Annotated in this window: 16 protein-coding genes; 8 read left to right on the top strand and 8 right to left on the bottom strand. The window is 72.1% G+C overall.

The window, feature by feature from the left end:
* The first annotated feature begins 224 nt into the window (after positions 1 to 224).
* Entirely contained in the window at positions 225 to 977 is a 753-nt protein-coding gene (locus GA0070603_RS02320; RefSeq protein WP_167544471.1) for a GAF and ANTAR domain-containing protein, read from the top strand.
* Positions 978 to 1,140: 163 nt separating this feature from the next.
* Positions 1,141 to 6,600 (top strand): ATP-binding protein, encoded by a 5,460-nt coding sequence (locus GA0070603_RS02315; RefSeq protein WP_091306333.1) that lies wholly within the window; start codon positions 1,141 to 1,143, stop codon positions 6,598 to 6,600.
* 99 nt (positions 6,601 to 6,699) lie between these two features.
* Here the strand turns inward: GA0070603_RS02315 and GA0070603_RS02310 are convergent, their stop codons facing one another.
* The 3 genes from GA0070603_RS02310 to mmsA are packed head-to-tail and all read right to left on the bottom strand — an operon-like array spanning position 6,700 to position 10,703.
* Positions 6,700 to 7,806: a substrate-binding domain-containing protein gene (locus tag GA0070603_RS02310; protein WP_091306331.1), complete on the bottom strand. Its 1,107-nt coding sequence runs from the start codon at positions 7,804 to 7,806 to the stop codon at positions 6,700 to 6,702.
* A 54-nt stretch (positions 7,807 to 7,860) separates the two neighbouring features.
* Positions 7,861 to 9,159: a multiple monosaccharide ABC transporter permease gene (mmsB, locus tag GA0070603_RS02305; protein ID WP_091306330.1), complete on the bottom strand. Its 1,299-nt coding sequence runs from the start codon at positions 9,157 to 9,159 to the stop codon at positions 7,861 to 7,863.
* Positions 9,156 to 10,703 (bottom strand): multiple monosaccharide ABC transporter ATP-binding protein, encoded by a 1,548-nt coding sequence (mmsA, locus tag GA0070603_RS02300; protein ID WP_091306328.1) that lies wholly within the window; start codon positions 10,701 to 10,703, stop codon positions 9,156 to 9,158. The genes mmsB and mmsA overlap by 4 nt, the downstream gene beginning before the upstream one ends.
* A 362-nt stretch (positions 10,704 to 11,065) precedes the next feature.
* Here mmsA and GA0070603_RS02295 point away from each other — a divergent pair, with 362 nt between their 5' ends.
* The 3 genes from GA0070603_RS02295 (at position 11,066) to GA0070603_RS02285 (ending at position 16,200) form a co-directional block, all read left to right on the top strand.
* The gene (locus GA0070603_RS02295; protein ID WP_091306326.1) at positions 11,066 to 12,103 is read left to right on the top strand and encodes a LacI family DNA-binding transcriptional regulator; all 1,038 of its coding nucleotides are present in this window, start codon (positions 11,066 to 11,068) and stop codon (positions 12,101 to 12,103) included.
* A gap of 105 nt (positions 12,104 to 12,208) precedes the next feature.
* Complete coding sequence (locus GA0070603_RS02290) at positions 12,209 to 15,352, top strand: GH92 family glycosyl hydrolase (RefSeq protein ID WP_091306324.1); 3,144 nt, start codon at positions 12,209 to 12,211, stop codon at positions 15,350 to 15,352.
* 104 nt (positions 15,353 to 15,456) lie between these two features.
* Positions 15,457 to 16,200 carry an N-acetyltransferase gene (locus GA0070603_RS02285; RefSeq protein ID WP_244282358.1) on the top strand — a complete coding sequence of 248 codons (744 nt, stop codon included), beginning with the start codon at positions 15,457 to 15,459 and terminating at the stop codon, positions 16,198 to 16,200.
* A 9-nt stretch (positions 16,201 to 16,209) separates the two neighbouring features.
* Here the strand turns inward: GA0070603_RS02285 and GA0070603_RS02280 are convergent, their stop codons facing one another.
* Positions 16,210 to 16,515 carry a DUF1330 domain-containing protein gene (locus GA0070603_RS02280; protein ID WP_091306322.1) on the bottom strand — a complete coding sequence of 102 codons (306 nt, stop codon included), beginning with the start codon at positions 16,513 to 16,515 and terminating at the stop codon, positions 16,210 to 16,212.
* Positions 16,516 to 16,577: 62 nt separating this feature from the next.
* A complete protein-coding gene (locus tag GA0070603_RS02275; RefSeq protein ID WP_139131788.1) occupies positions 16,578 to 17,651 on the bottom strand; it encodes a DUF6081 family protein in 1,074 nt (357 codons plus the stop codon).
* A 295-nt stretch (positions 17,652 to 17,946) separates the two neighbouring features.
* On the opposite strand from GA0070603_RS02275, the gene GA0070603_RS02270 reads away from it, so the two are divergent.
* From GA0070603_RS02270 to GA0070603_RS02260, 3 genes are all read left to right on the top strand, one after another.
* Positions 17,947 to 19,017, top strand: a complete 1,071-nt coding sequence (locus GA0070603_RS02270; protein ID WP_244282357.1) for a hypothetical protein — start codon at positions 17,947 to 17,949, stop codon at positions 19,015 to 19,017.
* A 56-nt stretch (positions 19,018 to 19,073) separates the two neighbouring features.
* Entirely contained in the window at positions 19,074 to 19,406 is a 333-nt protein-coding gene (locus tag GA0070603_RS02265) for a putative quinol monooxygenase (protein ID WP_091306319.1), read from the top strand.
* A gap of 129 nt (positions 19,407 to 19,535) precedes the next feature.
* A complete protein-coding gene (locus GA0070603_RS02260) occupies positions 19,536 to 19,895 on the top strand; it encodes a hypothetical protein (RefSeq protein WP_091306317.1) in 360 nt (119 codons plus the stop codon).
* A gap of 47 nt (positions 19,896 to 19,942) precedes the next feature.
* On the opposite strand, the gene GA0070603_RS02255 is transcribed toward GA0070603_RS02260, so the two are convergent.
* The 3 genes from GA0070603_RS02255 to GA0070603_RS02245 all read right to left on the bottom strand — a co-directional run bounded on the left by GA0070603_RS02255 (position 19,943) and on the right by GA0070603_RS02245 (position 23,161).
* Positions 19,943 to 20,782: a S1 family peptidase gene (locus GA0070603_RS02255; RefSeq protein WP_091306315.1), complete on the bottom strand. Its 840-nt coding sequence runs from the start codon at positions 20,780 to 20,782 to the stop codon at positions 19,943 to 19,945.
* A gap of 106 nt (positions 20,783 to 20,888) precedes the next feature.
* A complete protein-coding gene (locus tag GA0070603_RS02250; RefSeq protein WP_167544470.1) occupies positions 20,889 to 22,463 on the bottom strand; it encodes a Na+/H+ antiporter in 1,575 nt (524 codons plus the stop codon).
* A 77-nt stretch (positions 22,464 to 22,540) separates the two neighbouring features.
* A complete protein-coding gene (locus tag GA0070603_RS02245; protein ID WP_091306313.1) occupies positions 22,541 to 23,161 on the bottom strand; it encodes an L-threonylcarbamoyladenylate synthase in 621 nt (206 codons plus the stop codon).
* Between the last annotated feature and the right edge of the window lie 80 nt (positions 23,162 to 23,241).

The raw sequence follows: 23,241 nt of genomic DNA, 5'->3' as shown, positions 1-23,241 counted from the left end.
TTGATGCGGCCGCCCACCATCGGCGGCGCGGCGCTGGTCCTGGGCTCATGTCCGAACCCACCCCGACCCTAGCCCCGTTCCGCCCGATTGGCACCCCCGCCGACCGGGGAAAAGTGGGCTCCTCGACAGGAAAGGCACCGGCCACGCCCACCAGGGCGGGCCGGAGCAGTGGCATCACCGTCGGTGCGACCGAACGGGCACGTGGATTACAGGAGGTAGCGGTGGTGTCCGGTTCTGCTGACCCGTCTCTGGCCTCGGCGTACGGCCGACTGTTGGCGCTGCTCGCCGACTCGCCGCACGTCGACGTGTTCCTGGACCAGATCGTCCGGGTGGCGGCGGAGGTCGTCGCCCCCGCGGTGGCGTGCGGGCTGACCGTGCGCGGCGACGGCGGTGCCATGACGGTCGCGAGCAGCGGCGACCTCGCGGCGCAGGGCGACGAGATCCAGTACGGGGCCGACGAGGGCCCGTGCCTCGCGGCGCTGCGGCAGGGTCAGGTCGTCGAGGTGACCGACCTGCGCGACGACCGACGCTGGCGCGGCTACCGGGAACACGCGCTCCGCCTCGGCATCCTCAGTTCGCTGTCGCTGCCGGTGACTGTCGACCGCGAGACCGTCGGCGCGTTGAACCTCTACGCCACCCAGCCGCACGCCTTCGGCGACACGGCGCACCGGCACGCCCTGGCGTTCACCGAGCAGGCGTCGGTGGCGCTGACCGTCATCCTGCGGCAGACCGACCAGGCGCTGCTCCACCAGCAGCTCACCGACGCGATGGCCTCACGCAGCGTGATCGACCAGGCCCTCGGAGTGATCATGGGTCAGCAGCGGTGCACCGCCACGGAGGCGTTCACCCTGCTGCGGCAGGCGTCCCAGAACCGCAACCGGAAGCTCCGGGACGTGGCCGCGGAGATCATCACCCAGGTCACCGGCGAGTCCCCGCAGCGGGCCCCCGGATTCGTGACGCCCCGGCACCACGCCTGAGCGCGGGACGCCAAAAAGTTTTGTTCGGTTCCTACAACCCGCGCCGCTCAGGGTTCGGCGGTTACGACATGGCGCCGCCGGCCGGCACGCGGAAAGGTGATCACTGCCGGGGGTTGTCGCCTCGCGGCGTGTACATCGTGGGTCCAACGGAGGGGTCGGTCGGGTGTTCAGCCGTGTCGCCATCGTCAACCGTGGAGAGGCCGCGATGCGGCTCATCCACGCCGTCCGGGAGCTGGCCGCGGAGACCGGGACCCGGATCGAGACCGTCGCCCTGCACACCGACGTCGACCGCGACGCCACGTTCGTGCGCGAGGCGGACGTCGCGTACGACCTCGGGCCGGCGTCGGCGCGCCCGTACCTGAACCTGGCGGTGCTGGAGCGCGCGCTCGTGGAGACCCGGGCGGACGCCGCCTGGGTGGGCTGGGGTTTCGTCGCCGAGGATCCGGCGTTCGCCGAGCTGTGCGACAAGATCGGGGTCACCTTCGTCGGGCCGAGCCCCGAGGCCATGCGCCAGCTCGGGGACAAGATCGGCGCGAAGCTGATCGCCGAGGAGGTCGGCGTGCCGGTCGCGCCGTGGAGCCGCGGCGCGGTCGAGACGCTGGACGCGGCCCGGGCGGCGGCGGCCGAGATCGGCTACCCGCTGATGCTGAAGGCGACCGCGGGCGGCGGCGGTCGCGGCATCCGCGTGATCACCAACGAGGCCGAGCTGGACGACGCGTACGAGCGCACCAGCCAGGAGGCGGCGCGGGCCTTCGGCAGCGGCATCGTGTTCCTGGAGCGCCTGGTCACCGGCGCCCGGCACGTCGAGGTCCAGGTGATCGCCGACGGCCAGGGCACCGCGTGGGCGCTCGGCGTCCGGGACTGCTCGGTGCAGCGGCGCAACCAGAAGGTCATCGAGGAGTCGGCGTCGCCGGTGCTCAGCCCGGAGCAGGCCGCCGAGCTCAAGGCGTCGGCCGAGCGACTGGCCGTCGCGGTCGGCTACCGCGGCGCGGCCACCGTCGAGTTCCTCTACCACCCGGGCGACCGGCTGTTCGCCTTCCTGGAGGTCAACACCCGCCTCCAGGTGGAGCACCCGATCACCGAGTCCACCACCGGGTTCGACCTGGTCAAGGCGCAGCTCCACGTGGCCGCCGGCGGGCGCCTGCTCGGCGAGCCGCCCGTGGAGCGTGGGCACGCCATCGAGGCCCGGTTGAACGCGGAGGACCCGGACCGCGACTTCGCGCCCTCCCCCGGCCGCATCGCCCGGCTGGACCTGCCCGCCGGGCCCGGCATCCGGGTGGACACCGGCGTCAGCGAGGGCGACACCATCCCCGCCGACTTCGACTCGATGATCGCGAAGATCATCGCGTACGGCCGGGACCGCGACGAGGCGCTCGGCCGGCTGCGCCGGGCCATGGCCAACACCACGGTGGTCATCGAGGGCGGCGCCACGAACAAGAGCTTCGTGCTCGACCTGCTCGACCAGCCCGAGGTGATCGACGCCAGCGCGGACACCGGCTGGATCGACCGGGTCCGCGGCGAGGGCCGGCTCGTCGCGCACCGGCACTCCGCCGTCGCGCTGGCGACCGCCGCCATCGAGGCGTACGAGGAGGAGGAGCGCGTCGAGCGGCAGCGGCTGCTGGCGACGGCGTCCGGTGGCCGCCCGCAGGTGCAGCACTCCAGTGGCCGGCCACTGGACCTCAAGCTGCGCGGCGTCAGCTACCGCATGCGCGTGGCACGGGTCGGCGCGCACCGGTTCCGGGTCGGCATCGAGGCGGGCGACGGTGTCCGCACGGCCGACGTCGAGCTGGACCGCTTCGACCGGCACACCGGGCAGATCGTGGTCAACGGCGTGCGGTACCGCGTGCTCACCGACACGTACGGGCCGACCCACCTGGTCGAGGTGGACGGCGTCACGCACCGGGTCAGCCGCGACGAGGGCGGCGTGCTCCGCTCCCCCATGCCGGCGCTCGTCGTCGCCACGCCGCTCGCGATCGGCGCCGAGGTCGAGGCGGGCGCGCCGGTGCTGGTGCTGGAGGCCATGAAGATGGAGACGGTGCTGCGGGCGCCGTTCCGGGCGCGGCTCAAGGAGTGCGCCGTCGCTGTGGGCACCCAGGTGGAGGCCGGCGCGCCGCTGCTGCGGCTGGAGCCGCTCGCCGACTCCGGCGCGGAGACCGCCGACGACCCGGCCGCGACCGCCGTCGAGCTGGACCTGCCCGCCGGGCCGGCCGATGTCCCGGCGCGGCAGCGCGCCGCCCGCGGCCAGGAGGACCTGCGCGGCCTGCTGCTGGGCTTCGACGTCGACCCGCACGACGACCGCCGGGTGCTCGACGACTACCTCGCCGCCCGCCAGGCGGCCACCGAGGACGGCCACCGGCCGTTGGCCGCGGAACTGGAGCTGGTAAACGTCTTCGCCGACCTTGCCGAGCTGAGCCGCAACCGGCCGACGGGCGAGGACGGCGACGGCCACGTCCCCAGCGCCCGCGAGTACTTCCACACCTACCTCCAGAGCCTCGACATCGAGCGGGCCGGGCTGCCGGCCGCGTTCCAGGCCAAGCTCGGCAAGGCCCTCGGCCACTACGGGGTCACCGACCTGGAGCGCTCCCCCGCCCTGGAAGCCGCCGTCTTCCGGATCTTCCTGGCCCAACAGCGCGCGTCCGCCGACGCCACTGTCGTCGCGACGCTGCTGCGGTCGTGGCTGCGGGAGCCGCCGCCGGACGAGACGCTGCGGGAGCCGGCCGGCCTCGCGCTGGAGCGGCTGGTGGCCGCGACGCAGGTCCGCTTCCCGGTGGTCGCCGACCTCGCGCGGGGCGTGGTGTTCGCCTGGTTCGCCCAGCCGCTGCTGCGCCGCAACCGCGCCCGCGTCTACGCCGAGGTCCGCCGGCACCTGCGCCACCTCGACGCGCACCCGGACGCGCCGGACCGCGCCGACCGGATCGCGGCCATGGTCCGCAGCACCGAGCCCCTCGTACGGCTGCTCGGCCAGCGGCTCGTGCGCGACCACCTGGACAACGCGGTCATGCTGGAGGTGCTGACCCGGCGCTACTACGGCAACAAGGGGCTCACCGACGTCCACACCCGCGAGGTCGCGGGCTGCACGTTCGTGGTCGCCGAGCGCGCGGACTCGACTGTGGTCTCCGCCGCGGTGCGCTTCGACGCGCTCGGCGGCGCGCTGCGCGGGCTCGCGGAGCTGGCGGGCGGCACGGACGCCGTCGACGCGGACATCTACCTGGCGTGGGAGGACCAGCCGGAGGGCTTCGACGCCATGGCGGCCGCGCTGGACGAGGTCGTCGCCGCGCACCCGCTGCCGCGGCAGGTCCGCCGGGTCACCGCCACCGTCGCGGGCCGCGCCGGCGCGGTCATGCACCACCACTTCACCTTCCGGGCGTCGGACACCGGGATGGTCGAGGACCGGCTGATCCGCGGCCTGCACCCGTACATCGCGCAGCGGATGCAGCTGGAGCGGCTCAGCAAGTTCGACCTGACCCGGCTGCCGTCGGCGGACGAGGAGGTCTACCTCTTCCAGTGCGTCGCCCGGGAGAACCCGTCGGACCAGCGCCTCGTGGCGTTCGCGCAGGTGCGCGACCTGACCGAGCTGCGCGAGCAGGACGGACGGCTGGTCGCGCTGCCGACGACCGAGGACACGGTCGCCGCCTGCCTCGACTCGATCCGTCGCGCGCAGTCGCGGCGGCCGTCGAAGTCACGCTTCCAGACCAACCGCATCGTGATCTACGTCTGGCCCCCGAGCGAGCTCACCCGCGAGGAGATGGAGATGATCGCCGGGCGGGTGCGGCCGACGACCGCGGGGGCCGGGCTGGAGGAGATCCTGTTCATCGCGCGGCAGCGCGACCGCCGGACCGGCGAGCTGACCAAGATCGCCGTCCGGATCTCCTTCACCGCCACCGGCGGCGCCGAGCTGAGCGTCGGTGAGCCGCCGACCGAGCCGGTCGAGCCGCTGGACGACTACCGGCTGAAGGTGCTGCGCGCGAGCAGCCGCAACACGGTGTACCCGTACGAGCTGACCGGCCTGCTCGGCGACTTCGTCGAGCACGACCTCGACGAGAAGCACGCGCTGGTGCCGGTCGACCGGCCGAGGGGGCGCAACACCGCGGCGATCGTCGCGGGGGTCGTCACCACGCCGACCCCGCGGCACCCGCAGGGCGTCACCCGGGTCGTGCTGCTCGGCGACCCCACGAAGTCGCTCGGCGCGCTGTCCGAGCCGGAGTGCCGGCGGGTGATCGCCGCGCTGGACCTGGCCGAGCGGATGGGCGTGCCGCTGGAGTGGTACGCGCTGTCCGCCGGCGCCCGGATCTCCATGACCTCCGGCACGGAGAACATGGACTGGGTGGCGGCCGCGCTCAAGCGGATCGTCGAGTTCACCCAGGACGGCGGGGAGATCAACATCGTCGTGGCCGGCATCAACGTCGGCGCGCAGCCGTACTGGAACGCCGAGGCGACGATGCTCATGCACACCAGGGGCGTTCTGGTGATGACGCCGGACTCGGCCATGGTGCTCACGGGCAAGCAGTCGCTCGACTTCTCCGGCGGCGTGTCGGCCGAGGACAACTTCGGCATCGGCGGCTACGACCGGGTGATGGGCCCGAACGGGCAGGCCCAGTACTGGGCGCCGAACCTGCCCGCCGCGCGCGACGTGCTGATGGCGCACTACGACCACACGTACGTGGCGCCGGGCGAGTCGGCGCCGCGGCGGGCGGTGACGACCGACCCCGTCGACCGGGACATCTCGGACTTCCCGCACACCGTGGCGGGCAGCGACTTCACCACGGTCGGCGAGATCTTCTCCGCCACGGCGAACCCGGACCGGAAGAAGCCGTTCGACATCCGGACCGTGATGCGGGCCCTCGCCGACCAGGATCACCCGGTGCTGGAGCGCTGGGCCGGCATGGCCGACGCGGAGACCGCGGTGGTGCAGGACGTGCACCTCGGCGGCATCCCGGTGTGCCTGCTCGGCATCGAGTCCCGGTCGGTGCCGCGCCGCGGCTTCCCGCCCACCGACGGCCCGGACACGTACACGGCCGGCACCCTGTTCCCGCGCTCGTCGAAGAAGGCCGCGCGGGCGATCAACGCGGCCAGCGGCAACCGGCCGCTGGTGGTGCTGGCGAACCTGTCCGGCTTCGACGGCTCGCCCGAGTCCATGCGCAAGCTGCAACTGGAGTACGGGGCCGAGATCGGCCGCGCCATCGTGAACTTCCGCGGGCCCATCGTGTTCTGCGTGATCTCGCGCTACCACGGCGGCGCGTTCGTGGTGTTCTCGAAGGCGCTGAACCCCGACATGACAGTGCTGGCGCTGGAGGGCTCGTTCGCCTCGGTGCTCGGCGGGGCCCCGGCCGCGGCGGTGGTCTTCTCGGGCGACGTCAACGCCCGCACGGCGGCCGACCCCCGAGTGCGTGACCTGGAGGCCCGCGTGGCGGCCGCGACCGGCGCCGACCGCGCCGCGCTCACCGCGGAGCTGGACGAGCTGCGCTCGTCGGTGCGGGCGGAGAAGCTGGGCGAGGTGGCCACGGAGTTCGACCGGGTGCACAGCATCCAGCGCGCCGTCGAGGTCGGGTCCGTCGACGCGGTCGTCCGCGCGGCGGAACTCCGCCCCCGGGTCATCGAGGCCATCGAGGCGCGCCTGCGGTGACGCCCGGCGCGGCCGGGGGCGCTCGCCCCGGGCCGCGCCGCACGAGCACGAGGAAGGGCCCCGGAGCGAACTCCGGGGCCCTTCCGTGGTGCGAGGGGATTACTTGGTGAGCGGGGCCAGCTTCGGGTCGTTGGCGTACGCCTCGGCCGCGTTGGCCTTGGTGACCGCCACCGGCGGGAGCAGGTAGGTGTCCACGACCTTGACGCCGTTGTTGTACGACTTGGTGTCGTTCACCTCGGGGGTGTTACCGGCCTGCAGGGCCTTCACCATCGCGATGGTCTGCTTGACCAGGTTCCGGGTGTCCTTGTTGATCGTCATGTACTGCTCGCCAGCCATGATCGACTTGACCGACTCGACCTCGGAGTCCTGGCCGGTGACGACCGGGATCTTCTTGCCGGCACCCTTGATCGACGTGATGATCGCGCGGGCCAGGGTGTCGTTCGGGGAGAGGACGCCGTCCAGCTCCTTGTTGCCGTACGTCGAGGTCAGCAGCTGGTCCATGCGGGCCTGGGCACCCTCGGCCTTCCAGCCCTGGATGGCGGTCTGCTTGACGTCGGTCTGCTTCGAGGCGACGACCACGTTGCCCTTGTCGATCTCCGGCTTGAGCACGCTCATGGCGCCGTTGAAGAAGACACCGGCGTTGTTGTCGTCCGGCGAGCCGGAGAACAGCTCGATGTTGTACGGGCCGTTCGGCTTCTTGGCCTTCATGCCGTCCAGCAGGGCCTGGCCCTGGAGCTGGCCGACCTTGAAGTTGTCGAACGCGACGTAGTAGTCGAGGTCCGGGGTGTTGGTGATCAGGCGGTCGTACGCGATCACCTTCGCGCCGGCGGCGTGCGCCGCGGCGACCTGGGTCGACAGCTGCGCGGCGTCGGTCGCGCCGATGACGATGACCTTGGCGCCCTTGGTCACCATGGCGGTGATCTGGGCCTGCTGGTCCGCGACGGTGGTCGACGCGCCGGCGTACTGGACGTCGCTCTTGAAGCCGGCCTCCTTGAGGCCGTTGGTGAACAGGTCACCGGCGAGGACCCAGTTCTCCGAGGTCTTCGACGGCAGGGCGACGCCGATCAGGGAGTCGGCCGCGAAGCCCTTGGTGTCGCCCTTCGAGCCGCCGGTGTCGCCGTCGCGGCCGGAGCCGCAGGCGGTGGCGGTGAGGGCCAGCGCGGCGATGGCGCCGATGGCCATCGACTTGCCGATCAGTTTACGCATGGCTGGTGGTGCCCTTCTGGAGAGGTGTTACGGGGTGTGAGGCGGGGTGGAACGTCAGCTCGGCACGGCCGTGCGGGCGGTTTCCCGGTCAGCGCCGGGCGGTGCCGTGGGCGGGGCGGGCGTGTCCCGGCGGAACGAGCGGGTGAGGCTGCCGATGACGGAGAACTTGCCCTGCTTCTTGTTGTAGACGTCGAGCGCGACGGCCAGCAGCAGCACGAGGCCCTTGATGATCTGGACCCGGTCGGTGCCGACGCCGAGCAGCTGGAGGCCGTTGTTCAGCACGGCCATGACCAGACCGCCGACGATCGAGCCGCTGATGGTGCCGATGCCGCCGGCGACGGCGGCGCCACCGATGAAGACCGCGGCGATCGCGTCCAGCTCCCAGCCGTTGCCGTCCTGCGGCCCGGAGGCCGCGGAGCGGGCCACGAAGATCATGCCGGCCAGGGAGGCCAGGACGGCCATGTTCATCATGACGAAGAAGTTGACCCGCTTGAGCTTCACACCGGACAGTTCCGCGGCGCGGGAGTTGCCACCGACGGCGTAGATGTGCCGGCCGCCGGCGGTGTTCCGGGTGTAGAAGGAGTAGGCCAGGACCAGCGCCACCAGGATGATGCCGGAGACCGGGAAGCTCGTGCCGACCCGGCCGCTGGCGAACCGCAGCGACGCGAAGACGATGACGCCGACCATGACGGCCATCCGGAGCACCGAGATCCACATCGGGGCCGGCTCGGCGTCCATCTCCCGGCGGGTCTTGCGGGCCTGGAACTCCCGCCACACCACTGCCACACACGCGGCGAGGCCGAGCAGGAGCGTCAGGTTGTTGTAGCCGGTGTTCGGGCCGACCTCGGGCAGGAAGCCCGAGCCGATCACCCGGAAGCCCTCCGGCACCGAGATGGTGTTCGCGTTGCCGATGAACTGGTTGCCGCCCCGGAAGAGCAGCATGCCGGCCAGGGTGACGATGAACGCCGGCACCCCGACGTAGGCGACCCAGAACCCCTGCCAGGCGCCGATGATCGCGCCGATCACCAGGCCGAACAGGATGGCGGCGGGCCAGGGCAGCGACCACTCCGCCATCGACTTGGCCACCAGGATGCCGGTGAAGGCGGCGATCGAGCCGACCGAGAGGTCGATGTGCCCGGCGACGATCACCATGAGCATGCCGATGGCCAGGATGAGGATGTACGAGTTCTGGTTGAACAGCGCGATCAGGTTGTCCGACCGCAGGGTCAGGCCGTCCGTGAGGATCTGGAACAGGACGACGATCGCCACCAGGGTGAAGATCATCCCGAACTGGCGGGCGTTGGACGTGGTCCCTCCGAAGAGGTTCTTCTGCAGGTCCTTGATTCGGCTCATCGTGTCTGCATCTTCTTCGTCGAGGTCATCTGCTTCATGAGGGTTTCCGGGTCCGCGTCCTGCCGGGCGATCTCGCCGGTGATGGCGCCTTCGAACACGGTGTAGATGCGGTCGCAGAGCCCGATCAGCTCGGGCAGCTCCGAGGAGATGACGACGACGCCCTTCCCCTGGTCGGCGAGCCGCTGGATGATGCCGTAGATCTCGTACTTGGCGCCCACGTCGATGCCGCGGGTCGGCTCGTCGAGGATCAGGAGGTCCGGGTCGGTGAACATCCACTTCGCCAGAACGACCTTCTGCTGGTTGCCGCCCGAGAGCTTGGAGACGCCCTCGTCGACCGTCGGCGCCTTGGTGCGCAGGTCCCGCCGGTAGGCCTCGGCCGCCTTGTACTCGGCCACCTCGTCCAGGACGCCGTGGCGCGAGATCTTCGACAGCTTGGCGGCCACCGTGGAGGTCTTGATGTCGTCGAGGAGGTTCAGGCCGAGCGCCTTGCGGTCCTCGCTGACGTACGCCAGCCCGTGGGCGATCGCGTCCGCCACCGACTTCAGGACGATCTCCTTGCCGTCCTTGATGATCGTGCCCGACTCGTACACCCCGTAGGAGCGGCCGAAGACGCTCATGGCCAGCTCGGTGCGGCCGGCGCCCATGAGGCCGGCGAAGCCCACGATCTCGCCGCGCCGTACGGTGAAGCTCTCGTCCTTGCAGACCTGCCGCTCGGCGGAGATCGGGTGCCGGACGTTCCAGTTCCGGACCTCGAAGAAGACCTCGCCGATCTTCGGGGTGTGGTCCGGGAACCGGCTGCTCAGCTCGCGGCCGACCATGCCCCGCACGATCCGGTCCTCGTCGACGCCGTCCGCCTTGACGTCCAGCGTCTCGACGGTCCGGCCATCCCGGATGACCGTGATCCGGTCGGCGATCGCCTCGATCTCGTTCAGCTTGTGCGAGATCATGATCGAGGTGATGCCGCGCGAGCGGAAGCCGCGCAGCAGGTCGAGCAGGTGCTGCGAGTCGGCCTCGTTGAGCGCGGCCGTCGGCTCGTCCAGGATCAGCAGCTTGACGTCCTTGGCGAACGCCTTGGCGATCTCCACGAGCTGCTGCTTGCCGACACCGATGTCCTTGATCAGGGTGTCCGGGTCCTCGCGCAGGCCGACCCGGGCCATCAGGTCCAGCGCCATCCGGTTGGCGGCCTTCCAGTCGATCGCCCCCCGCTTGCGGGGCTCGTTGCCGAGGAAGATGTTCTCGGTGATCGACATGTCCGGGATGAGCGCGAGCTCCTGGTGGATGATCACGATCCCGGCGTTCTCGCTCGCCCGGATGTCCGAGAAGCGGGTCTCCGCGCCCTGGTAGACGATCTGGCCGTCGTAGCTGCCGTACGGGTAGACGCCGCTGAGCACCTTCATCAGCGTCGACTTGCCGGCGCCGTTCTCGCCCACGATGGCGTGGATCTCACCGGCACGGACCACCAGGTTGACGTCGGCCAGGGCCTTGACGCCGGGGAACTCCTTGGTGATGGAGCGCATCTCCAGGAGGACGGGCAGATCGCTCATCGCTCCCACCACCTTGCCAACGTCATGGCCGCCTCCCGCGATGGGTTATGACCTTCGCTCACGTTTCGTTGTCGTCGGCAACCCAATCTCGCCGGGGCTTGTTCCGCAAGTGCTCAAGTCACTCTTTTTCGTAACAAGTCGGTAATATCGACCGCCACGCTCAGTGACCTTTGCGACGCGCGCGGCGCTTGCCGACAAGCGCCGAGGTGGTGCTACTGATCAACTAATGACATCGTTGACGCGCATCGTATACCGCTGTTTCGCGAACCGCCCTCGTGGCCCGGATCGCCTGCTGAACGGGTGCGGCGGGCCACCCGCCCGAGCCGGCGACCGGACCCCGTGCGGGTGTCATAATCGCGGCCATGACCGCTGACCCGAAGGCTGGTCGACCGAGCCTCGCGCAGGTCGCGGCGCTGTCCGGGGTGTCGGTGAAGACGGCTTCCCGGGCCCTGGGCGGCGAGCCCCGGGTGGCCGCCGACACCCGCTCGCGAGTGCGCGAGGCCGCCGACCAGCTCGGCTACCGGCTGAACGGGGTGGCCCGCGAACTACGGCGCGGCGCCAGCACCTCCACGCTTGTCGGCCTGCTCATCGGTGACCTGGCGAACCCGTTCTACTCGCGGCTGGCCGGTGGGCTGGAGCGCGAGCTGCGCATGCGGGGCCTGCAACTGATCACCGCCAGCACCGACGAGGACCCGGAGTGGGAGCGGCGGCTCGCCGACGCGCTGCTGGAGCGACGGGTCCGCGGGCTGGTGATCGCCTCGACCGCGACCGAGCACGCCCACTTCGCGGCGGAACACCGCCACGGCATCCCGTTCGTGTTCGTGGACCGGCCACCGGTCGACCTGGCCGCCGACACCGTGCTGCTGGACAACCGCCACGGCGCCCGGCTGGCCGGCGCCCACCTGGGCACGCTCGGCCACCGGCGGATCGGCGTGGTCGGGGACCTGTCCCGGCTCAGCACCCACCGCGACCGGCTGGACGGCTTCGCCGAGGCCATGCGCGCGGCCGGCGTCGAGAACTGGGCGGACTACCTGGTGGAGAACGCGCACGACGTCGTCGCCGCCGAACGGGCCGTGCGCGACCTGCTGGACCGCACGCCCGCTCCGACCGCCCTGTTCACGATGAACAACCGGATCACCCTCGGCGCCCTGCGGGCCCTGCGGGGTCACCCCGCTCCCCCGGCGCTTGTCGGCTTCGACGAGGTGGATCTCGGCGACATCCTGGGGGTGAGCGTCGTCGCACACGACCCGGAGGACATGGGTCGGCAGGCGGCACGGCTGCTGCTCGACCGGATCGACGGCCACCGCGGCCCGGCCCGGCAGGTGGTGATCCCGACCCGGCTGCTGGCCCGCGGATCCGGCGAACGGCCGCCGACCTCGGCGGGGACTCAAGCCTCCTAGCCTTCCATTGACACACACCTCTTCGAGGCTCTACACAGGACCTTGACATCCGTCGATGACAACGATGTCACCGGTGTCGTCCGCGCCTCGAAGGAGGACCGCCTCATGCTCCGGTCAGGCCCGTCCCGTCTGCTCTCCCTGGCGGCCACCGCCGTCACCGCCGCGTCCGCACTCGTCGCGGTCGCCTCGCCCGCCACGGCGGCGCCGCTCAACCTCACCCCGTACGTCAACCCGTTCATCGGCACCGACGACAGCAACGCGCCGAACCCCGTCGGCGGCGGTGCCGGCGGCAGCACCGTCCCCGGCCCGGTGCAGCCCTTCGGCATGGTGCAGCTGAGCCCGGACACCCCCACCGCCTCACCGTCCGGCTACCGCTTCAGCGACACCCAGATCGAGGAGTTCAGCCTCACCCACTTCAACGGCGCCGGCTGCGCCAACAACGAGGACCTCGGGATCCTGCCCGTCACCGGTGCGCTCGGCGCGTCCCCCGGCACCTCGTGGACGTCCTACCGCGCCAGTCAGGACAAGACACAGGAACAGGCTGCCCCCGGCTTCTACCGTGCCGTGCTCGCCAACTACGGCAACACCCGGGTCGAGGCGTCGGCCACCAGACGCAGCGCCATCCTGCGCCTGACCTATCCCGCGACCAGCACCGCCCGGGTACTCATCAACACCAGCCGCAGTGCCACCGGCAGCCGCGCCGGTTCGATCCAGATCAACGGCTCCACGGTGACCGGCAGCGTCACCGGCGGCGGCTTCTGCGGCAACAGCAAGACTTACCAGATCTTCTACCGGATGGAGTTCGACCGCGCCCCGAGCGGTGTCGGCACCTGGCTCGGCGGCACCGTCACCACCGGCTCCACGAGCGCCAGCGGCACCAACTCCGGCGGGTACCTGACCTTCGACACCTCCGCCAACCCGGTGGTGCAGGTCAAGGTCGGCATCTCCTTCGTCAGCCAGGCGGGCGCGCAGGCCAACCTCGCCGCCGAACAGTCCGGCTTCGCCTTCGACACCGTCCGCGCCAACGCCGACGCGCAGTGGAACGCGATCCTCAATCGGGTGCAGGTCAGCGGTGGCTCCGCCGCCGACCTGCAGAAGTTCTACACCGCGCTGTACCGGGTGTTCATCAACCCCAACCTGGCCAACGACGTCGACGGGCAGTACCGCGGCTTCGACAACGCCATCCACACGGCCGGCCACTCGGTCTACCAGAACTACTCCGGCTGGGACATCTACCGCTCGTGGGCGGCGCTGATCGCCTTCCTGGCGCCCGCCGAGGCGACCGACATCGCCCGGTCCATGGTGCTCGACGGGCAGCAGGGCGGCCTGCTGCCGAAGTGGTCGCACAACACCAACGAGGCGTTCGTCATGACCGGCGACCCCGGCCCGATCATCGTCGACAGCATGTACCAGTTCGGCGTGCGGACCTTCGACACGGCGGCGGCCCTCGCCCTGATGAAGAAGAGTTCCTCCGGCGGCACCATGCAGGGCAGCCCGATCCGGGGCCGGCAGAGCGGCTACGTGCAACGCCAGTACATCGACGGCGACCCGTCCGACTCGCTGGAGTATTCCGCCAGCGACTTCGCCGTGGCCCGGTTCGCCCTCGCCCTGGGTGACACCGCCACGTACGACAATCACATGGCCCGAGCGCAGTGGTGGCGCAACACGTTCAACACCGAGTCGGGCTACATCCACCCGCGCAACGCCGACGGCACCTGGCCGTGGCCGCTCGACCCCGCCAGCCAGTCGAACTACGTCGAGGGCAACGCCTCGCAGTACACCTGGATGGTCCCGTACAACCTCGCCGCCCTGATCGACCTGATGGGCGGGCGGCAGACCGCCGTCCAACGGCTCGACCACCACTTCACCCAGACCAACGGCGGCCAGTCGCAGCCGTACTTCTACATCGGCAACGAGCCGGAGCACGGCGTCCCCTGGGCCTACCACTTCGCCGCGGCGCCCGCCGGCACCAGCGCCGCGGTCCGGCGGATCATGAACGAGTCGTTCACCACCGGCCCCGGCGGCCTGCCCGGCAACGACGACCTGGGAGCCACCTCCGCCTGGTACGTCTGGTCCGCGCTCGGCATGTACCCACCCACCCCGGGCGCGGACACCCTCGCCCTGCACGGCCCGGTCTTCCCGTCGATCCTCGTCGACCGGCCGGCGGGTGACGTCCAGATCACCGCCACCAACGCCGGCCAGGGCAACCAGTACGTGCAGAGCCTCGCCGTCAACGGGTCGACCAGCCGGCGCACCTGGCTGCGCTACGGCGACCTCGCGGGCGGGGCCACCCTGTCGTACACGATGGGCGGCACGCCGTCCGCGTGGGGCACCGATCCCGCCGATGTGCCGCCGTCGTTCGGCGACGGCTCGACGCCCCCGGCCGCCGCACCGGACCTGGGCACCAACCTGGCCGCCGGCAGGCCGGCCAGCGGCTCGGCCGCGTGCAACACCACCGAGGGTCCGGAGAAGGCGTTCGACGCGCGGCTCGGCAGCGCCAGCAAGTGGTGCTCGCTCGCCGCGGGCACCAAGTTCCTCCAGGTCGACCTCGGCGCGAACCAGACCGTCCGCTCCTTCGTGGTCAAGCACGCCGGGCTCGGCGGGGAGACCACCGGCTGGAACACCGGCGACTTCACCATCCAGACCAGCACCGACGGCAGCGCGTGGACGACCCGCGCCACGGTCTCCGGCAACCGCGCGAGCCGTACCTACCACCCCATCCCCGCCGTGACGGCCCGGTACGTCCGGCTCAGCATCACCACGGCCACCAACAACGGCAACGCGGCCGCCCGGATCGACGAGTTCGAGGTGTACGGCACCGCAGGCGCGACGAACCTGGCGCTGAACCGGCCCGCCACCGCCGACTCGCAGTGCGCGAGCGCGGAGGGGCCGGAGAAGGCCGTCAACGGCAGCACCTCCGGCGGCAACTCCGACAAGTGGTGCTCGGTCGGCGGGACCAGGTTCCTCCGCATCGACCTGGGCTCCGCCCACCGGATCGAGTCGATCACCGTCCACCACGCCGCCGCCGGCGGGGAGGATCCCGCCTGGAACACGCGGGACTTCGACCTGCAGGTCTCCGCCGACGGATCGGCATGGACGACCGTCGCCCAGGTCCGCGGCAACACCGCGGGCGTGAGCAACCATCCGATGGCCGTCGACGGCCGCTACGTGCTGGTCAAGGTGCTCACCCCCACCCAGACCACCGACCCGGCCGCCCGCCTCTACGAGGTCGAGGTGTTCGGCGTCTGACCGAGCCCGCGGCTCGTACCGTGGCCGGCGCCGGGCGTGGCGCCGGCCACGGTCGCGCGAAAACGGGTGGGGCGGACCGGTCGGCTGCCTCTACCCTGCCCGGCGTGACCCTGGACATCGTGAGCCTCGCGCAGCGCCCCGACCTGGCCCCGCTGCTCGACCGCGACTTCGACGGCGCCTGGCCGCAGTTCATGATCTGGGACCCGATGGGCTCGGTGTACTACAGCGTCGCCCACGACCTCTACCCGGAGTTCGTCTTCGCCGCGGTCGACCCGGCCGAGCCGGGCCGCGCCGTCGCCCGCGCGTACGCCGTGCCACTGCGCTGGACGGAGGACGAGCTGCCCGACGGCGGGTGGGACCGGATGATCCAGCGGGCCACCGTCAACCGCCTCACCGGCGCGACCCCGAACCTGGTCTCCGCGCTGGAGATCTGCGTGCGGCCGGACCGGCGCGGCGGCGGCGTGTCCGGGCTGATGCTCGCGGCGATGCGCGAGGCGGCGGCCCGCCACGGCTTCGACACCCTGGTCGCGCCGGTGCGCCCGAACGGCAAGGCCGCCCTCCCCGAGGTGCCGATGACCGAGTACGCGGCGCGGGTCCGCCCCGACGGCCTGCCGGTCGACCCGTGGCTGCGGGTGCACGTGCGGGCCGGCGGGGTGATCGAGCGGGTCGCGCCCCGGTCGATGGCGGTCACCGGCACCCTCGCCGACTGGCGGCGGTGGACCGGGCTGCCGTTCGACACCAGCGGGCCGGTGCACGTGCCGGGCGCGCTGGCGCCGGTGCTCGTCGACGTGGCGCACGACCACGCCGCCTACGTCGAGCCGAACGTCTGGGTGCGGCACCGGCTGTAGCGCCGGCGGTCAGGCCGGCCAGGCGTGGCCGATCCCGTCGAGCAGGATGACGACTCCCTCGGTGGCCGCCTCCCGGTCCCGGGAGATCTCCCGGTATTCCGGCGAGGTGGACCAGCGCTCGAAGTCCTCGCGGTTGTCGAAGGACATGAGCACCGCCTTCTCGTGCGGCCAGCTCCCCTCGACCACCTGCGGGGACCCGTCGGCGGCGAGCAGCCGGCCACCGTGCCGCGCCAGGACGGGCAGGAAGGCGGCCACGTACCGGTCGTAGCGTTCCCGGTCGTGGATGGTGATCTGCGCGAGGGCGTAGACGGTCACCGGCCCAGGTTACGGACCGGTAGGCGTCCCCGGTGTCCCCCGGCCCGGCAGCACCGGGCGGCCTACCGGCCGACGGTGCGGACGGTGAAGTCGCGGAACGAGCCGATCGCCCCCTGGCCGAAGGCCCGCTCGGCGGGCGCGATGGACACGCTCCAGGGCGCGTACCGGGGGTCGCAGGCGCCGGGCCCGGTGGCGTCCGGCGGGGTGCACCCGTACTGGAACGGGAACGCGTCGAGCAGGCTGAACAGGCCGTGCGCCATGCTGAACGACCGGATCCTGCCGGCCAGCGGCTCGCCGGCGCCGAGCGACGGATAGCTGCCGGTGTAGGGGACGCCCTGCCGGTCCAGCGGCACGCCCACCCGGTCGACCCGCGCGACCACGACGCCGTCGAGCAGGTACGTCACGCTGGCGTGCCCGCCGGCCTGCCGGTAGCGGATCGCCGCCCGGTGCGGCACGCCCGGCGTGATCGGTACCTCCCGGACGATCTGCGTGTACGCCCGATCCAGGCCGACCTCCGTGGCGCCCGGACAGTCCGGGTTGGTGGTGTTGCCGGTGACGGTGCTCGGCAGCCGCTCGATCAGCGGGAAGGCGCGGGTGCCGGAGACGAACCAGTCGAAGAGCTGCCCGGTGCAGAAGTCGATCATGTTGAGCACCACGGCCGCCTGCTGCCCCTCCAGCACCGGGCTGGCGTAGAGGCGCGCGGTCGGGTCGGCGAGCGTGGCGGAACCGGGTGGGCCGTACCGGCCGTGCACCACGTGCCCGCCCGTCGCGCCGGGCGTGCGGGCGGTGATGTCCACGGAGAACTCGACCGAGCCCTGGCGCGGCGCCGGGAAGGTCCGGTTGCTGACGGCCATGTACTTGAGATGGTCGTAGACGCTGTAGTCCACCCCGGTCTTGAACGGCACGTCGCTGACGGTGAGCACCCCGCCGTCGAGGCTGCGGGTCGCCCCGTCCAGCGGGCCGTAGATGTTCGACCACTTCCGCTCGTACTCGGCCAGGTCGGCCGAGTCGTAGCGCACCACGCTCGGGCGCGACCCCGGCGCCGCCGTGGCCGGCGAGGCCGTTCCCGGGCAGCCGACCACGACCACGGCCGTCGCGGCCCCCAGCAGCCGGCGGAGCCCGTCCTGTCCGCGCACGTCGTCCTCCCCGGGGCCGTGGCGGCGCGTCCGCTCCACCTCGAACCATCGTGCGAGATCGATGCCGGACGGGCATCCACCGCATGGCGCAGCCCGGCGGCCCGGACGGCGGGCCGTCCTACCGGGGCGGCGCCGCCGGGCCGACGCCGGGCCGCGCCACGGTGGACCGTCGGGTCGGGAACGGCTGCGGCACGGGAGCTGTCAACTGCCCGATCCGCCCTGGCCATACCGCCTCTGGCCTGCGGATACTGGAACAGAGGGCAGCGGGTGAGCCGCGCCGGTGGGGGGAGTCACCATGGTGGACCGAGCGACCCAGCCCGAGGGCGCGGCCGGCACGCCCACCCCGGCGACGCCCGACCCGGCAGCGCCCCACCCGGCAGCCCCCGACCCGGCAGCGCCCGACCCGGCGGCCGGGGCCGGGGGCGCAGGAACCGGGTACGGGAGCGGCGGAGGTGGTGGGGGCGGCGGAGGCGGCAGCGTGCCCGCCGCGGTGTGGCAGGTGCGGGTGCGCACCAAGCTCGACGACCTGCATCAGCAGCTGAGCTTTCTGGCGGCCCGCGGCGCCGGGAACGCCGCCCGGGTCGCCGCGCTGCGCGCCCAGCTGTCCGGCGTGGAGGCCGTCCTCGGCCGCAGCGGCGTGGTCGAGTGGCTGCGCGGCGGCAGGCTGGAGTACGCCTGGCAGAGCATCCACGCGGTGGAGCGCGCCATGGTGGAGCTGCGGACGCCGGCGGAGCTGCTCGGCCTACTGCCGGCGTACCAGGCCGCGGCCGCGCAGTTCCTGAAGGCCGACGACAAGGTGCTGACCGCCTTCGACGCGTCGACCGACGTCGGGGCGCCGGCGCTGTTCCAGGCCAAGGTGCGGGCGCTGCTGCAGCAGTACCACTCGGCGTCGGACGAGTTCCACGAGTCGGTGCGCCGGTTGCGCAACCGCATGCTGGGGCTGTCCGTCTTCGCGCTGGTCGCCGAGGCGCTGATGGTGCTGGCGCAGTGGCGCAGCCGTGACGTGCAGCTGCTCAAGCCGCCGACCGACGCTGCCGGCGTGCCGGCCTGGCGGCTGCTCTTCTTCGTGCTCATCGCCGGGGCGCTCGGGGCGTTCATCAGCGCCCTGCCCTCGATGATCAATTCGCGCTCCGGCGGCCTGCCCTACAAGCTCCCGTTCCAGCAGGGCCTGCTGAAGCTGGCCATCGGCCCGCTGGTCGCGGTCGTCGGGATCATGCTGGTGATCGGTGGTCTGGTGGAGACCACGGTGAACAGCACCGCCGCCCTGCTGGGCGTCGCCATCGTCTTCGGCGCCGGGCAGCAGGCGGTCACCGCCTTCGCCGATCGCCGGGCGTCCGAGCTGCTCACCCCGGTCACGAAGAGCTGAGCGGGGGCGACGGCGAGCCGCTGCCGCGCGCCGCCGGCCTGGGTAGCCTGAAGCGCATGATCTTCATTACCGCGAAGTTCCGGGTCCGGCCCGAGGACGCCGACCGCTGGCCGCAGATCGCCGCCGAGTTCACCGAGGCCACCCGGGCCGAGGCCGGCTGCCTCTGGTTCGACTGGTCCCGCAGCCTCGACGACCCGACGGAGTACGTGCTGGTCGAGGCGTTCCGGGACGACGAGGCCGGCGCGGCGCACGTGCAGTCGGCGCACTTCCGCGAGGCGCAGCGCACGCTCCCGCCGCACCTGGCCGAGACGCCCCGGATCGTCAACACGACAGTGCCGGGCGAGGACTGGTCGCGGCTCGGCGAGATGGCCGTCCCCGCGGGCAGCTGACGGGCGGGCCGGCCCCGGCGTCCCTCCTGAAACTTTCCAACGGACGCCGGGTTAGGCATTGAAGCTTGTTTGCATCTGCGGCTACCCTCCGGAGAAGTGATCCACTATCCACCTTGGAGGGTTCGGACCATGCGCAAGCTGATGTCGGCGGTCGGTGCGGGGGCGTTGCTGACGGCGGGGCTGTTCGTCGGCGCCGCACCGGCGCAGGCGGCGGGCTGCACCCTGGTGCAGTCCGAGATCTACAACGGGGCCAACATGATCGCCTGGGCGCGGGGCCTGGAGGGCTGCTCCGGCGACGTCTACTGGGAGATCCAGTCGGGCGACGGCGGCGGCTGGCAGGTCGCCGAGAGCGGCACGACGCACTACGACAACCAGACCGTCAGCTACTACGGCGACGTCGAGCTGCCGTGCTACCTGCGGCTGTACGCGAAGTTCGGCACCCAGGAGAAGCTCACCCAGCCCGCGCGCAACGACAACTGCGCCGGCTGACCCCACGGATCGGGCGGGGACGCCTGCCGCGCCCCCGCCCGGCCCCGTCACGGGAGGGTGAGGCCGTACGCGGCGAGGATCTCGGTGATCGGCTGGTAGTAGCTGGTGCCACCGCTGGTGCAGTTGCCGCTGCCGCCGGAGAGGATCCCGAGCACCGTGCCGGTCGACGCCACGTAGAGCGGGCCGCCGCTGTCCCCCGGTTCGGCGCAGATGTTGGTGCGGATCAGCCCGTACACGGTGCCCTCGGCGTAGTTGACGGTCTGGTTGAGGCCGGTGACCGAGCCGCACCGCACCCCTGTGGTGGCGCCGCTGCGGCAGACCGCCTGGCCGACGTACGCGTTGCCGGCGCCGTAGAGGGTGACCTGGCCGGGGTAGGTGTACACGGCGCTGGGGTGGGCCACCGTCCCCGTGTAGCGGACCACGCCGTAGTCGTTGCCGGGGAAGCTGGTGCCGGTCCGGCTGCCGAGCACCGTGGTGCGGGCGCTGTCGGCGTACCAGGTGCCGGCCAGGTTGGTGCAGTGCCCGGCCGTGACGAAGTAGTAGGTGCTGCCACTGCGCACGTTCGCGCCGAGCGAGCAGCGACCGGCCCCGCCGTAGATGGCCTGGCCGCCGGCGATCAGGGTGCGCAGCCGGCCGGGTTCGTGGCGGAGCACCGCGCCGGCGCGGGTGGCGGCGCGCCGCAGCGCGGCCAGGTCGGCGCCGGTGACCGTGTCGTCGACGGTGAGGGTGAGCCGGCCGGCGGCGGGATCGACACCCCAGGCGGTGCCGGGGGTACGCACCGCGGCGAGGCCCGCGGGCCCGGGTTCCGGTGCGGTGGCGGCCCGCGCGGCGGTCGGGACGCCGGCGAGCAGGGCGGTCAGGGCGAGGACGGCGAGCGATCGGCGCATCCGGGATGCCTCCTCCATCGTCGAGGATCGATGCCTGTCCAGCATCCGCCCCGGTCGCCCCCGGTTCAACCCGGCGTCCGGCACCGGACACCCGAGCCCCCGACGATCAGTCCTCCGGCTCCGGGCCGAGCAGCCGGATCTCCTCGATGTCGATGGCGGCCTGGAGTTGCCGCAGCACGACGTCGTCGATCTCGTTCCGGTTGCGCAGCCGGGTGACCTCCTGCCGCTTGCGGTCCAGCACGCCCAGGCGCAACCGCCGGGCCATCTCGGCCTCCTCGTCGGCCGCCTCACTGCGGGGGGACCGGACGTCGTCCAGGTGGTCCTGGTAGTCGGTGCGGAGCCGGTCGACGGTGTCCGGCGACGCGCCGAGTTCGGCGGCGACCTGGGGCAGCGCGTCCAGCGCCGCCTCGGTGGCCCGGATCCGGGCCCTCCGCACCTCGTCCTCCCGCTCCCGGTCCCCCATGAGGCGGGCCCACTTGACGACGGCCGGCAGGGTGGTGCCCTGCACCAGCATGATCAGCACGATCACCACCACGGTGACGAAGATGATCAGGTCGCGCTCGTACACCGGGGTCCCGGCGTGCGTGGTGACCGGAACGGCCAGCGCGGCGGCGAGGGAGACCGCGCCCCGGAACCCGGCCCACCCGGCGGCGGTGCGGACCCGGGCGTCGAAGCGGCGGGCGCGGCGGGACTCCCGTCGGTCCAGGCCCTGCAACCCGGCCACCGACAGGTGCACCCAGATCATCCGGGTGGCGGTCACGACCAGGACGATCAGCACCGCGATGCCCAACGACTCCAGCGGCGAGTGGCTGGTGATGCTGCGCAGCGACCGGGGCACCTGCATGCCCAGCAGCACGAAGAGGCTGCCGTTGATCATGAAGGTGGACAGGTCCCAGAACGCGTACGCGGTGACCCGCGAGCGGGCCCGGATCACCCGGGGCCCCGCGTAGGAGAGCACGAGGCCGGCGACCACGACCCCGAGCACGCCGCTGGCGTGCACGGCGTCGGCCAGCAGGAAGGCGACGAACGGGGTGAGGATGCTCAGCCCGCCCTCGCGCATCGGGTCGTCGACGTGCTTGCGGATCAGGACGACCGCGGCCCCGACGACCAGGCCGGAGAGGATCCCCCCGAGCGCCTTGCCGACGAACTGGCCGCCCAGCTCCAGCGCGTTGGGCACCGCCCCGCCGGCGATCACCCCGACGGCCACCGAGAAGAGCACCAGCGCCGTGCCGTCGTTGACCAGGCTCTCCGTGCGCAGCGTGGTGAGGATGCCGCGGGGCATCCGCTTGGCCAGGCCGGCCACCGCGGCGGCGTCGGTGGGCGCGAGGACCGCGCCGAGCACCCAGGCGGCGGCCGGCTCGACGCCGAGGGCCTGGGCCACGTACGCCACGGCGACCATCGTGATGATCACCAGCGCGACGGCGAGCAGCGCGATCACCACGAGGTTGGCCCGGATCTCCCGGAGGCTGATGGCCAGGCTCTCCCGGTAGAGGATCGCCGGGAGGAAGAGCAGCAGCACCACCTCGGGCTCGAGGATCACGTTGTCGAACGGCGGCAGCAGGCCGAGCCCCGCCCCCATGGCGATGAGCAGCACGGGCGGCGCGACGCTGTACCGCCCGCCGATGGTGGTGCCGATGAGCACGGTGGCGCCGAGCACCGCGATCAGCACGAGTGCGCTCATGCCGTACCCCCGTCACCCGTCCGCCGGCTCCCACGGTGCCGCACGGGCGCGGCGCGGCGGGGTGGAACGGCCGATCGCTACTCGAAGCGGGACGGGTCGGCGGCGCCGCGGCGCAGGATCTCCGGTTCCGGCCCGGACAGGTCGACCACTGTGGTCGGCTCCAGGCCGCAGTCCCCCGCGTCGACCACGGCGTCGACCAGGTGGTCGAGCCGTTCCTTGATCTCCCAGCCCTGGGTCAGCGGCTCCTCCTCGCCGGGGAGCAGCAGGGTGCTGGACAGCAGCGGCTCGCCGAGTTCGGCAAGCAACGCCTGGGTCACCGTGTGCTTCGGTACGCGGACCCCGACGACCCGCCGCCGCGGGTCCTGGAGGCGCCGGGGCACCTCGGCGGTGGCCGGCAGGATGAACGTCCAGCTGCCCGGGATCGCGGCCTTGACCTGGCGGAAGACCGCGTTGCTGAGCTTGACGAACTGGCCGAGCTGGGCGAAGTCGGCGCACACCAGGGTGAACGGGTGCCGCGCGTCGAGCCGGCGGATCTCCCGGATCCGCTCGACGCCGGCCCGGTTGCCCAGCCGGCAGCCCAGGGCGTAGCAGGAGTCCGTCGGGTAGGCGATCACGCCGTCGTCGCGGAGCAGGTCCACGAGCTGCCGGAGCACCCGCGGTTGGGGATTGTCCGGGTGCACGTCGTAGTACCTCGCCACGTCGACGAGCCTATTCCGCGGGCCGGGCGGAGGCGAGCGGTAAAGATCTCGCGTGACCAGGTTTGGCGTACGGGCGTTCT

It is taken from the genome of Micromonospora chersina (genome assembly GCF_900091475.1).
GTDB classification, from domain to species: domain Bacteria; phylum Actinomycetota; class Actinomycetes; order Mycobacteriales; family Micromonosporaceae; genus Micromonospora; species Micromonospora chersina.
This window is presented reverse-complemented; position numbering and strand designations above follow the sequence as displayed.

Coding starts and splice junctions, on each gene's coding strand:
- GA0070603_RS02270 (WP_244282357.1), top strand. CDS start 17,947: ATGGTGGACCGAGCGACCCAGCCCGAGGGCGCGGCCGGCACGCCCACC.
- mmsB (WP_091306330.1), bottom strand. CDS start 9,159: ATGAGCCGAATCAAGGACCTGCAGAAGAACCTCTTCGGAGGGACCACG.
- GA0070603_RS02290 (WP_091306324.1), top strand. CDS start 12,209: ATGCTCCGGTCAGGCCCGTCCCGTCTGCTCTCCCTGGCGGCCACCGCC.
- GA0070603_RS02265 (WP_091306319.1), top strand. CDS start 19,074: ATGATCTTCATTACCGCGAAGTTCCGGGTCCGGCCCGAGGACGCCGAC.
- GA0070603_RS02260 (WP_091306317.1), top strand. CDS start 19,536: ATGCGCAAGCTGATGTCGGCGGTCGGTGCGGGGGCGTTGCTGACGGCG.
- GA0070603_RS02250 (WP_167544470.1), bottom strand. CDS start 22,463: ATGAGCGCACTCGTGCTGATCGCGGTGCTCGGCGCCACCGTGCTCATC.
- GA0070603_RS02310 (WP_091306331.1), bottom strand. CDS start 7,806: ATGCGTAAACTGATCGGCAAGTCGATGGCCATCGGCGCCATCGCCGCG.
- GA0070603_RS02255 (WP_091306315.1), bottom strand. CDS start 20,782: ATGCGCCGATCGCTCGCCGTCCTCGCCCTGACCGCCCTGCTCGCCGGC.
- GA0070603_RS02295 (WP_091306326.1), top strand. CDS start 11,066: ATGACCGCTGACCCGAAGGCTGGTCGACCGAGCCTCGCGCAGGTCGCG.
- mmsA (WP_091306328.1), bottom strand. CDS start 10,703: ATGAGCGATCTGCCCGTCCTCCTGGAGATGCGCTCCATCACCAAGGAG.